The sequence below is a fragment of the Anabaena sp. UHCC 0399 genome (genome assembly GCF_034931465.1).
GTDB classification, from domain to species: domain Bacteria; phylum Cyanobacteriota; class Cyanobacteriia; order Cyanobacteriales; family Nostocaceae; genus Trichormus; species Trichormus minutissimus.
In genome coordinates this window covers 64901-77176 of record NZ_JAYGGZ010000009.1, presented here as the reverse complement: position 1 = coordinate 77176, position 12276 = coordinate 64901, and the positions used below count along the sequence as shown (strand labels likewise).

General features: G+C 43.9%; 10 protein-coding genes. 5 read left to right on the top strand and 5 right to left on the bottom strand.

Annotated elements, in window-relative coordinates:
• The first annotated feature begins 40 nt into the window (after positions 1 to 40).
• The 4 genes from VB693_RS07165 (at position 41) to glpK (ending at position 5661) form a co-directional block, all read left to right on the top strand.
• Positions 41 to 196 carry a hypothetical protein gene (locus VB693_RS07165; RefSeq protein WP_323265655.1) on the top strand — a complete coding sequence of 52 codons (156 nt, stop codon included), beginning with the start codon at positions 41 to 43 and terminating at the stop codon, positions 194 to 196.
• Positions 183 to 1433 carry a beta-ketoacyl-ACP synthase II gene (fabF, locus tag VB693_RS07160; protein ID WP_323265654.1) on the top strand — a complete coding sequence of 417 codons (1251 nt, stop codon included), beginning with the start codon at positions 183 to 185 and terminating at the stop codon, positions 1431 to 1433. Before VB693_RS07165 ends, fabF begins: the two co-directional genes overlap by 14 nt.
• 601 nt (positions 1434 to 2034) lie before the next feature.
• Positions 2035 to 4047 carry a transketolase gene (tkt, locus tag VB693_RS07155; protein ID WP_323265653.1) on the top strand — a complete coding sequence of 671 codons (2013 nt, stop codon included), beginning with the start codon at positions 2035 to 2037 and terminating at the stop codon, positions 4045 to 4047.
• Positions 4048 to 4143: 96 nt separating this feature from the next.
• Complete coding sequence (gene glpK, locus VB693_RS07150; RefSeq protein ID WP_323265709.1) at positions 4144 to 5661, top strand: glycerol kinase GlpK; 1518 nt, start codon at positions 4144 to 4146, stop codon at positions 5659 to 5661.
• Between the two features lie 111 nt (positions 5662 to 5772).
• Here the strand turns inward: glpK and VB693_RS07145 are convergent, their stop codons facing one another.
• The 5 genes from VB693_RS07145 to VB693_RS07125 all read right to left on the bottom strand — a co-directional run bounded on the left by VB693_RS07145 (position 5773) and on the right by VB693_RS07125 (position 11322).
• Positions 5773 to 6783, bottom strand: a complete 1011-nt coding sequence (locus VB693_RS07145; protein ID WP_190705608.1) for a hypothetical protein — start codon at positions 6781 to 6783, stop codon at positions 5773 to 5775.
• Between the two features lie 11 nt (positions 6784 to 6794).
• Entirely contained in the window at positions 6795 to 7040 is a 246-nt protein-coding gene (locus VB693_RS07140) for a hypothetical protein (protein WP_323265652.1), read from the bottom strand.
• Between the two features lie 523 nt (positions 7041 to 7563).
• Positions 7564 to 9453: a molecular chaperone DnaK gene (dnaK, locus tag VB693_RS07135; RefSeq protein WP_323265651.1), complete on the bottom strand. Its 1890-nt coding sequence runs from the start codon at positions 9451 to 9453 to the stop codon at positions 7564 to 7566.
• 205 nt (positions 9454 to 9658) lie between these two features.
• The gene (locus tag VB693_RS07130; protein ID WP_190705599.1) at positions 9659 to 10126 is read right to left on the bottom strand and encodes an Hsp20/alpha crystallin family protein; all 468 of its coding nucleotides are present in this window, start codon (positions 10124 to 10126) and stop codon (positions 9659 to 9661) included.
• A 230-nt stretch (positions 10127 to 10356) separates the two neighbouring features.
• Positions 10357 to 11322 (bottom strand): stage II sporulation protein M, encoded by a 966-nt coding sequence (locus VB693_RS07125; RefSeq protein ID WP_323265650.1) that lies wholly within the window; start codon positions 11320 to 11322, stop codon positions 10357 to 10359.
• Between the two features lie 81 nt (positions 11323 to 11403).
• On the opposite strand from VB693_RS07125, the gene VB693_RS07120 reads away from it, so the two are divergent.
• Positions 11404 to 12258, top strand: a complete 855-nt coding sequence (locus tag VB693_RS07120; RefSeq protein WP_323265649.1) for a DUF975 domain-containing protein — start codon at positions 11404 to 11406, stop codon at positions 12256 to 12258.
• Positions 12259 to 12276 lie beyond the last annotated feature (18 nt).

Here is a 12276-nt window from a genome sequence, read left to right as displayed (position 1 = left end):
GAGTTATGAGTTATGAGTTATGAGTTATGAGTTATGAGTTATGAGTAAGATTTCTAACTCGGAACTCGGAACACTACTGCTGAGTGAAATTTCCTACTCAGCACTCAGCACTCAGCACTCAGCACTCAGCACTCACTACTCAGAACTTTACTTGCAACTTTCTCGCCATCTTTTACTGAGTCATGACAGATTATAATCGTAAACGCGTTGTTGTAACTGGTGTTGGCGCGATTACACCTATTGGTAACACACCTGCTGAATATTGGGAAGGATTGTTAAGCGCACGCAATGGCATTGACTACATCACTTTTTTTGATGCGTCTAGCCATGATTGTCGCATTGCTGGAGAGGTGAAAAATTTCGATCCGCATGAATACATGGATCGCAAAGAAGCCAAGCGCATGGATCGATTTTCCCAATTTGGAGTCGCAGCAGCCAAACAAGCAGTTGCAGATGCCAAGTTAGTTATTAATGAACTCAACGCCGAACAGGTAGGAGTTATTATCGGTTCTGGTGTAGGCGGTATTAAGGTCATGGAAGACCAGCAAACCATCTACCTTAACCGTGGCCCAGATCGCTGTAGTCCATTCATGATTCCCATGATGATCGCTAATATGGCGGCGGGACTGACAGCAATTCATACTGGTGCTAAAGGCCCTAATAACTGTACTGTGACTGCTTGCGCCGCAGGTTCTAACGCCATTGGGGACGCTTTTCGCATGATTCAAGGTGGTTATGCTCAAGCCATGATTTGTGGTGGGTGTGAAGCGGCGATAACTCCCTTGTCTGTAGCTGGTTTTGCGGCTGCACGCGCCCTTTCTACTCGCAACGATGACCCCACTCATGCGTGCCGTCCCTTCGATCGCGATCGCGATGGATTTGTCATGGGTGAAGGTGCGGGAATCTTGATTCTGGAAGAGTTGCAACACGCCCTCAGTCGTGGCGCACGCATTTATGCCGAAATCGTTGGTTATGGCATGACCTGTGATGCGTACCATATAACCTCCCCTGTCCCTGGCGGTGAAGGCGCAGCCAGAGCCATCCAGTTGGCACTAAAAGACGCAGGTATTACCCCAGATCAAGTCAGCTATATTAATGCCCACGGTACTAGCACCCCGGCTAACGATTCCACGGAAACGGCAGCGATTAAAAGAGCCTTGGGCGATCATGCCTACAAAATCGCCGTCAGTTCCACTAAATCAATGACAGGACACCTGTTAGGTGGTTCTGGAGGTATTGAAGCTGTAGCCACAGTCTTAGCTACTGCTAACGATCACATTCCACCTACAATCAATATCAAAAACCTTGATCCAGAGTGTGATTTAGATTACGTACCCAACTCTAGCCGCGCTCTCAAAGTCGATGTAGCCTTATCCAATTCCTTTGGATTTGGTGGACATAATGTCACCCTCGCCTTTAGAAAATACGTCTAGCTCCGCTACGCGGAAGTCAAAAGTTAAAAGTCCTGACTCAGCACCGGCTAAACGCCGCGCTACCGCTAACATGACTCAGCACTCAAAATAGAATTCAGGGGACAGAATAGTTCAAAAATTAGGAGATAATGTGAGTAATCGACTTGCTCATAATCTAAAACATGAATGAAGAATCCAAAGTTCAGAAATCTTGAATTTTTCTATTCTGCATCCTGATTCCTGAGTTCTGAATTCTTCTTCTTGACTTTCAAGTTTTCCATTCTTACTGAGAAGCTGAAATCATTATCTATGTCGGCTATCCCGTAATCAAAACAACAACAGTATCGTAAATGTCATTCCCCAATCAGCCAAGGGTTCAAGTTGACCTGGTTTTTGGCTTGATTAATTACCAGAAACTCAGGATACCCCGCTTGTCCATGCACAATTGGGAATGGGATGATGATACTGTAGGGGAACTTCCATCAGTTAACAGTTAACAGTCAACAGTTATCAACATAAAATTTACTGCTGATAACTGATCATTGATCACTGATAACTGTTAAAAACCACCCCGTTAAGAGTAGCTCCAAGAGTACTAACCCGTCGTTAAAAATAATAGATTATGGCTGTTGCAACCCAATCCCTCGAAGAACTTTGTATTAATTCGATCCGTTTCTTGGCTGTTGATGCTATAGAAAAGGCAAAATCAGGACACCCAGGACTGCCGATGGGCGCAGCTCCGATGGCTTTCGTACTCTGGGATCGCTTTATGCGGTTTAACCCCAAAAACCCCAAGTGGTTTAACCGCGATCGCTTTGTTCTGTCTGCTGGTCACGGTTCGATGTTGCAGTATGCCCTGCTCTATCTGACAGGCTACGACAGCGTCAGCATTGAAGATATCAAGCAATTCCGGCAGTGGGAATCTAAAACCCCCGGACACCCTGAAAACTTCATGACCGCAGGCGTAGAAGTCACCACTGGCCCCCTAGGTCAAGGTATTGCCAATGGTGTGGGTTTAGCGATCGCAGAAGCTCACCTCGCAGCTAAATTCAACAAACCTGATGCTAAAATTGTTGACCATTACACCTATGTAATTCTAGGTGACGGTTGCAACATGGAAGGCATTTCTGGTGAAGCTGCTTCCTTCGCTGGACACTTGGGTTTAGGTAAACTCATCGCTCTGTACGACGATAACCACATCTCTATTGATGGTTCTACAGATGTTGCCTTTACTGAAGATGTTTCTAAGCGGTTTGAAGCTTACGGCTGGCACGTCCTGCACGTTGAAAATGGTAACACCGATTTAGACGCAATTCACAAAGCTATTGAAGAAGCAAAAGCTGTCACCGATAAACCCACCATGATTAAGGTGACAACTACTATCGGTTACGGTTCTCCCAATAAATCTAATACGGCTGGTATTCACGGTGCAGCTTTGGGTGGAGACGAAGTAGCATTAACCCGTAAAAATTTGGGTTGGGAACATGAACCATTTGTCATTCCTCAAGATGTCCTCAACCATACCCGCAAAGCCGTAGAACGCGGTGCAGGCTACGAATCTGAATGGAACAAGACTTTTGCTGATTACAAAGCGAAGTATCCCCAAGAAGCGGCTGAATTTGAGCGTTATCTAAGCGGTAAACTAGCTGACGGTTGGGATAAGGTACTACCTACCTACACCCCCGAAGACAAAGGATTACCTACCCGGAAGCACTCAGAAACCTGTCTCAATAAGTTGGCGGCGGTTTTACCTGAACTCATTGGTGGTTCAGCTGACTTAACCCACTCCAACCTGACCGAAATCAAAGGTAAGGGCGATTTCCAAAAAGGACAATACCAAAACCCCAACATTCACTTTGGTGTGCGGGAACATGGTATGGGCGCAATCTGTAATGGGATGGCGTTGCACAGTTCAGGCTTAATTCCCTACGGTGCGACCTTCCTCATCTTCACCGATTATATGCGGGCTGCTATCCGCTTATCTGCACTCTCTCTAGCCGGCTCGATTTGGGTGATGACTCACGACTCCATCGGACAAGGTGAAGACGGCCCCACCCACCAACCTATCGAAACCTTGGCTTCTTTACGCGCGATTCCTAACCTGACAGTGATTCGCCCCGCCGACGGTAACGAAACCTCTGGTGCTTACAAAGTCGCAATTGAAAGAGCGAAGAATAACGCTCCTACTTTGTTGGCATTTAGCCGTCAAAATGTCCCCAACTTAGCCGGTACATCAATTGAAGGTGTAGCTAAGGGTGGATATGTAGTAGTAGAGTGCGATGGTACACCCGATATCATCCTCATGGGTACTGGTTCAGAGTTGAACCTCTGTGTCACCGCAGCTGAGAAACTTGCAGCCGAAGGTAAGAAAGTCCGTGTAGTCTCCTTGAGTGCTTGGGATTTATTTGAAGCACAAGATGCAGCTTACAAAGAATCTGTTCTACCTAAAGCTGTCACTAAGCGTTTGGCTGTAGAAGCTGCTAGTAGCTTCGGTTGGCACAAATATATTGGTAGTGAAGGTGATACTGTGACAATTGATCGCTTTGGTGCTTCTGCTCCTGGCGGCATTTGTTTAGAGAAATTTGGTTTTAGCGTTGATAATGTGTTAACTACAGCTAAAAAATTGTTGGGTTAATAGCAACGGAATATTCTCTTAGCTTGGGGGGTGGGCATTTTGTCCACCTTTTTTTTACACCGAGGGGTGAAAAGTCAGAATTATATAATTGGGGCTATGCAGACATTGGGCAGCACATCATCATCCGGCTATATTTTAGCGTTGGATTTGGGTACGACAGGAAACCGCGCTTTTATTTTTAACGCTGACGGTAAAATTGTGGGACAGGCATATAAGGAACTGACACAATATTATCCCCAGCCGGGATGGTTGGAACATGACGCTGAAGAAATTTGGCGGGACACTTGCTGGGTGATGAAAACTGCAATGTCTCAGTCTCAAATTACACCATCGGCAATTGCAGCTATTGGTCTGACTGTACAACGAGAAACCTGCTTACTCTGGGATAAAACGACAGGTAAACCACTCCATAAAGCCATTGTTTGGCAAGACCGCCGCACTGCTTCTCTGTGTAACCAATTACAAGAGCAAGGTTATGCTCAGGAAATATACGATCGCACTGGTTTAGTAGTGGATGCTTATTTCTCGGCTACTAAACTTAGATGGCTGTTAGATAATCTTACAGGCATTGACTTGCATAATGTCCTCGCAGGTACTATTGATAGTTGGGTGCTATGGAATCTTACAGGTGGAAAAGTCCACGCCACTGACCACAGCAACGCTAGCCGGACAATGTTGATGAATCTCAAAACCTGCGAGTGGGATGAGACATTAATAGATATTCTCCAGATTCCAGCGCATATATTGCCGAAAATTCAACCGAGTTTAGGGGAATTTGGTGTGACTGATGCTGAATTAATCGGTGCAGCTATTCCCATCACTGCTATTTTAGGTGATCAACAAGCAGCTTTATTTGGTCATGGCTGCGATCGCCCCGGCTTGATGAAGTGTACTTATGGTACTGGTAGTTTTTTAGTAGCTCACACTGGTGATGAGATTGTGCGCTCTTCAAATCAACTGATTTCTACAGTGGCATGGACACAAGTAAATCCCAGCCATAACTTAAATATAGGCTATGCCCTGGAAGGCAGTATGTTTACTACTGGGGCTTGTATCCAATGGTTGCGCGATGGCATCAAATTAATCAAAACTGCGGCGGACACTGAGGCGATGGCGCAACAAGTATCAGATAACGGTGGAGTTTATTTTGTCCCAGCTTTTAGTGGATTAGGCGCACCCTACTGGGATATGACCGCCAGAGGGGCATTTTTTGGCATTACCGCCAGCGTCCAACCCCAGCATTTAGTCCGGGCTGTGTTGGAGGCGATCGCGTATCAAGTGCTAGAAGTAGTACAAGCAATCAACGCCTCTAGTAGTCATCCCATGCAGCGTTTAATTGTGGATGGCGGTGCTTGCGAGAATAATTTTCTGATGCAATTCCAAGCGGATGTGTTGGGGATTCCTGTAGAACGCCCCACCATGCGCGATACCACAGTCCTTGGTGCAGCCTTTGCCGCCGGTTTAGCTGTAGGATTTTGGGATAGTTATGCAGAATTGGTAAAGCAACGAGAAATTGACCGCATATTTGAGCCAGGGGAAGGAAGACATCACGCCACAGCCAACTTCGCCACTTGGCAAAAAGCCGTTAAACGGACTTTAGGGTGGGAAGAGTAGGTGACAGGGGACAGGGGACAGGGGACAGGGGACAAAGTAATACGCTTAATGTTATGGGGGGGTAGAGACATTGCAATGCAACATCTCTACGGGCGTTAATCCCCAATTCCCTCACCCCGAACTGGCGGCTAACTCCAAATCCAAAGTATAAAAGCCAACTTTTTTAGGTATTCTGTCGAATCTTCCTATGCGATAACCGCGAGATAATTCATTTAATACCTTGCTTTTAACTTCTCTGTGATCATCAGCATCGATGTCTCCATAAAGTCCTGTGATCACTTCCGCCACACTAAAAACTTTCCCTGGATTGTGTCGAAAGAAAGAGGTAAGTGCATCAATTAAAAATTGACCTTCATAGGCTTTCAACATAGGAACAATTTTAGTCTTCGGTACAACTAAAGCTGGCTTCTTCCTACTTTTACCATTGCGAGAGTAAGTATTAGTGCGATTTGAAGTTACCAAACTTAAGTCTAGGGTGTAACAACCAGGTTCGTCAGGTATACCAAACCAGGCCTGTCGTTCTCTACCTTGGGTAAGAGAAGATTGGACTCGACCTTTAACTACCTTAAAAATGTGTGGATCTAACTCACCATAGAGCGATCGCACCACAAAATCTATATGACAGACAGCACCAAGATGTTCTTGCAATAGCTTGGAAATAGCTTCCATCCGACTCATAGATTGATACTCAGGTAGCATGGGGAAATCAATTCCCTTAATGCTTTCTGCTGATATCTTTGTAGCTGGAGGCTCATTATGCTCTGCAACCTTAGTAGTATCATCCTTGAGTTCTAAACGATCTGAACTTTTGATGTCAGCTTGGCTAGACTCTACCAATTTAATAGCAGTAGGGGAAACACTATCAGACAAAGATAACAAAGACTCATCCTGGGGATGGGTAGATACTTCTTGAACAGCTTCTAGAGTTGCAACTTGGCCGTTTGTATCTTTGTCCGCAGACCAAGTAGATAACAAAGCCTGTACATGGTCAAGTTGCGATCGCGCCTGTGTATACAAAGTTTCGTACTCTTCTACAAGGTGAGCATAGTAGTCTCGTAGTTCCAACAACGGAGAGAGGAAGTCTTGAGGAGGGGGTTCTAAATGCAATTGAGTATTCATCATGTAGTTTCACGTCAACCCAAATCGGTATCACTTTTATAAGACATTGGTCGAGGTTTAGCCTTGTGAGATGGCTGCTGAGATTTTTTCGGTGCTTGTGGCGGGCGACATCTCTCACAATATAAAGGACGGGGGCCAAAAGTCTCGCGGTTTGTAGCTTCGTTACACTCTTTACAGACAAAATTAAAAACGCGCGTGTGAATCAGCCTTTGATGAGCTTTGACAGTATATTCCCTAACATTAATTAGCTTACTGGTCATAATCAAAAAAGTGGAATTGCAATTCTATCAATATAGCTATTCAAGCAAACAAACTGAGATCCGTGTGTGTTTAGTTATCTGCTTGATTCAAATCAGCAATTTTGTGTAAAACACTAGATGCAAAGTTGGCATAGTAGAAACCAGGAGAAATCTATTGGTTGTCTTATTAGCATATAGTTCATTATCAACATCTAGGTACTATTTACTGCCCTATTTTTGGCTTATTAAACACGAAAAATTTACATACCATTGATTTGAACACTTTCTTTACAAAGATTTATAACAAACTAACTGTAGTGTCCAAATTGTACTTTTCATTATCAAGTTTTATGCCTACAGTAGGATGTAATCAAAAATTACCTTTCTATTCTAAGAGTCAGATTCTTTAGTGAAAAGAGTTGGGGAATATGGGTGTATAAAAACTCTATATAGTAATCTGCTTTAAATATCAAATTAATCTTGAAAAGGCACAAACGATGATTGCTTGTGCCTCAACTATCTCATTAACAAAACTTACCTGCGACTATTTACTTTCTACAAAGTCAGCATCAATCACATCTTCACCGTCACCTCTTTGTTCACCCTGTGTACCTCCCGAAGTTGTTCCTGTGGCTTGGGCGTAAACAGCACTACCAACTTGCATGAGGGCTTGTTGCAACTCGTTAGTCAGAGATTTAATTCGATCAAAATTATCTTGGTTAATCGCCTCTCGTAAATCATTTACTAGCCCTTCAACTCGACTCTTGTCGCTGGCACTAACTTTATCACCCAAATCTCGCAGTTGTTTTTCCGCTTGATAGACTAAAGAGTCGGCTAAGTTCTTGGTGTCTATTTGTTCGCGGCGTTTGTGGTCTTCAGCAGCGTGAGCTTCTGCATCCCGCACCATTTGTTCCACATCCCGTTTATCTAAGGTTGAAGCACCTGTGATCGAAATTGACTGCTGTTTGTTAGTTGCTCGGTCTTTCGCTGTCACTGAGAGAATCCCATTGGCATCAATATCAAAAGTTACTTCAACTTGTGGGACACCTCTAGGTGCTGGGGGAATGCCATCTAAACGGAAATTACCCAAACTTTTGTTATTTTGAGCTAATTCACGTTCACCTTGGAGAACATGAATTTCTACATTTGTTTGCCCATCAACGGCGGTAGAAAAGACTTCTGATTTTTTCACCGGGATGGTGGTGTTACGTTCAATAATCTTAGTCATCACGCCGCCCAGAGTTTCTACACCCAAGGACAAAGGTGTTACATCCAACAGTAAGATATCTTTGACTTCACCTGATAACACACCCGCTTGAATAGCTGCACCAACTGCTACAACTTCATCCGGGTTAACTCCTTGACATGGATCTTTCCCCGTTATCTGACGGACTAATGCTTGCACCGCAGGAATCCGAGTCGAACCACCAACTAGTACAATTTCATCAAGTTGGGCATTGGAGAGTCTAGCATCTTGCAACGCTTGTTGTACTGGTTTGCGGCAACGGTCAAACAAATCTGCACACATCTCCTCAAATTTAGCCCGTGTCAGGGTCATGTCTAGGTGTTTCGGCCCTGATTGGGTAGCGGTGATAAAGGGGAGATTAATATTGGTTTGAGTGGCACTAGAAAGTTCAATTTTGGCCTTTTCGGCTGCTTCTGTTAATCTTTGCAGTGCTTGCTTGTCTTTACGCAAATCTACACCTTCATTACCCCGAAATTCATTAGCTAGCCAATCGACAATCTTTTTATCGAAGTCGTCACCACCTAAATGGGTGTCGCCACTGGTAGATTTAACTTCAAACACGCCATCGCCTACTTCCAAAATCGAAACATCAAAAGTTCCACCACCCAAGTCAAATACTAAGATAGTTTCATTTTCCTTCTTATCCAAACCATAGGCGAGGGCGGCGGCTGTTGGTTCGTTAATAATGCGGAGAACTTCTATACCAGCTATTTTCCCGGCATCTTTGGTAGCCTGGCGTTGGGAATCATTGAAATAAGCTGGGACTGTAATTACGGCTTGGGTGACTTTTTCTCCTAGATATTTGCTGGCATCATCTACCAGTTTCCGCAAAACTTGGGCAGAAATTTCTTCAGGGGCAAATTGTTTACCTACGGCGGGACAGTCTAATTTGACATTCTCTTGACTGTCGCGCATGATTCGATAAGAAACTTCTGTGGCTTCATGGGTAACTTCATCAAATTTACGCCCAATGAAGCGTTTGACAGAATAAAAGGTGTTTTCTGGGTTCATCACAGCTTGCCGTCGGGCAATTTGACCCACCAAGCGTTCACCAGTTTTGGTATATGCAACAACAGAGGGAGTAATTCGTTGTCCCTCTGCATTGGCAATGACGGCTGGTTGTCCCCCTTCCATAACAGCAACGCAAGAGTTTGTCGTCCCTAAATCAATACCAACTACTTTTGCCATAAGAATTACCTCTCTTTAGGGGTGTAGTCAAGCTTAAAATAGTGCAATAGACGTAGGTTAGGTTAAGCGCAGCGCAACCCAACATTGATCTCGAAAACCCAATATAGATATTGGTGTTGGGTTTCCTTGCGTCAAACGCCACTCGCCCCAAGCCGGGAAACCCGTCCAAGGCGGTGGCTTCCCAACCTACACCTAGTACCTCAAATTATCCGAGATTAACTTTCACAACTTTTTGTCTTTCGGATTCTGCTTTTGGCAGGTTTAGGCGGAGAATGCCGTTTTTGTATTCAGCTTGTACTTTGTCGTTCTGAACTTGACAAGGTAGCGGTATTTCTCTTTGAAATCTACCGTACCGAAATTCAGAACGAGTCATACCACCTTCTTCAGTTTTGGTTTCAGATTTGCGTTCACCGCTAATCAAAATTGAGTCGGGTGTGGCTTCTACATTAATATCTTTGGATTCTAGACCAGGTACTTCTAATTTGAGATGGATTGCATCGTCTGTTTCTTCAAGTTCAGCAGCAGGCATGAATGTAAATCCCATTCTTTCGCCGCCATCGGTAGGCATTAACCTTTCAATCAGGCGATTCATTTGCCGTTGCAAAGTATCAATTTCTCGGAATGGTTCTAGGCGTTCGATATCCCGGAAAGGTTCCCAACGAACAAGTGCCATAATATCACCTCTAAAAATGTACTATTTAGATGAAGGCAGCCTAATTTAAAGCTTTATAGCTGAAAGTACAGCAATATATTTTTAGTTCAATCTTTAATTTCCAAAAGCTTTATCTTAAGCTTCCTCACTAACACACTAGATCACTGCCAAATAGCTGTAGGTTCGGTTTAATGAACAGTGGCGATCGCAATAACCGTACAGAAAAAAAATCAAAATTCAAAAGTGAAAATCTATCTAGTGACTGATGTATGTTTGCGGTTGCAGTATATGACTAAAATTATGAATAATCCTAAACCAAATAGATACTTTAATGAGTCTGGAATTATAGGATTAGGAGAGATAAAACCCTCAATAATTCCGGCGATTACTAACATTGGTACAATGCCAAATACTAACTGTACTGCTTGCGAACCATAAAATTTCAAGGCATCTCCTCGGCGATATTTACCAGGGAACAGAATCGCTTTTGCTAATAACAAACCAGCCCCACCAGCAAAAAAGATAGCGGGTAACTCTAACGCACCGTGGGGAAAGACAAAAGCCCAAAAAGGATAAGCCAAGTTATTTTGACCAACCAAAGTTGCGATCGCACCAATTAATAACCCATTAAATACCATGATATAGGTCGTGAAAGCTCCGGCTGTCATTCCCCCAGCCACAGCACCAAAGGACACCTTGATATTGTTAATCATGATGCCGCTCGATGCTAAAGGTTCAATACCCACAATTGACCCCATCCACAACTCACCTTTATCTCGGACTTGCGAAATTAAGCTTTCTGGCACGATTAACGACATAAAGGTTGGGTCTTGCCACGCATACCACCAACCCACCAATAACCCCGCAAAAAACAAAGCTGTCGCCGTGATGATATAGGGAAATGTTTTTTGAATGACGGCAGGAAACCCCCAAAGATAAAAGTCCCATACGGCTTGCCATTCCTGCCGACGAGAACCTTGGTAAATCTGTGTGTAGGCGCGGGTGGTCAAGGATTGTAAATTATGGATCAAAATATTGCCCACCTGTTGAGTGCGAGCGCGTGCTAAATCAGCTGCCACGGAACGGTATAAACTCGCTACTTCTCTAATCTCCGCCGCTTTGAGAGACTTTAACCCTTTGTGTTCTAACTGTCTCAATAAAGCATCCAAACGCTGCCAATTTGGTTCTCGCCGTGCAATCCAACGTTGAATATTCATAAATTTTGGGCATATTAGCTTTTAACGTACCTTAAGATAGCTTCAAATTCATACCCGTAATTTCAAGGAAAGCTCAACCTTATGACAGGAAATATTGGTTCTCCTAGTCCCATGCAACCACTGACTGTGGGTAATGTGGTGAGTGCTGGAATGAGATTATATCGCTCTCATTTCCGGGACTATTTTTTACTGGCTCTCCAAGCTTACCTATGGGTGCTACTTCCTGTATATGGGTGGGCTAAATTTTATGCCCTGACATCGCTAATTTCCCGTTTGGCTTTTGGTGAACTAGTCAATCAGCCTGAAAGTGTCTCATCTGGTAAACGTTTTGTTAATTCCCGGTTATGGCAGTTTTTGCTGGCGATGCTGTTGCTGTTTCTTGTCGGTATAGGAATTGGCATAGGGATGTTAATTATATTTAGTATATTAACGGTGTTATCGGCAGCACTAATTGGGCAAGGAGGTCAGGCGCAAAATCCTGCTACTTTGGTGTTGTTGGGTCTAATTGCCTTTGTTATTGGGATTGTGTCACTTCTAGCAGTGTTGTGGCTGCTGACAAGATTTTATTTAGTAGATTTGCCCTTAGCGGTTGAAGATAATATTGATGGTGCGTCAGCGATTAGCCGCAGTTGGGAAATAACTCAAGGTTATGTCTGGCGAATACTGTTGATTTCCTTTGTAGGCTTTTTAATTACTATCCCAATTCAAATTGTGGTGCAGATTCTTACCAGAGTTCTGCAATTTGTTTTCTTGCCCTATTTACTAGAGGGAGCTAGTGTATATATTCTGCTTTACATCTTGCTTGTCTTAGTTATCAGTTTTGGTAGCGGTGCTTTAGTAGTCCCATTTTACCAAAGTATTAAAGCCGTCATTTACTACGACCTGCGGAGTCGCCGGGAAGGGTTAGGCTTAAAACTACGCGATCGCGAAATTTAACCGCCAGCATGAATTGAG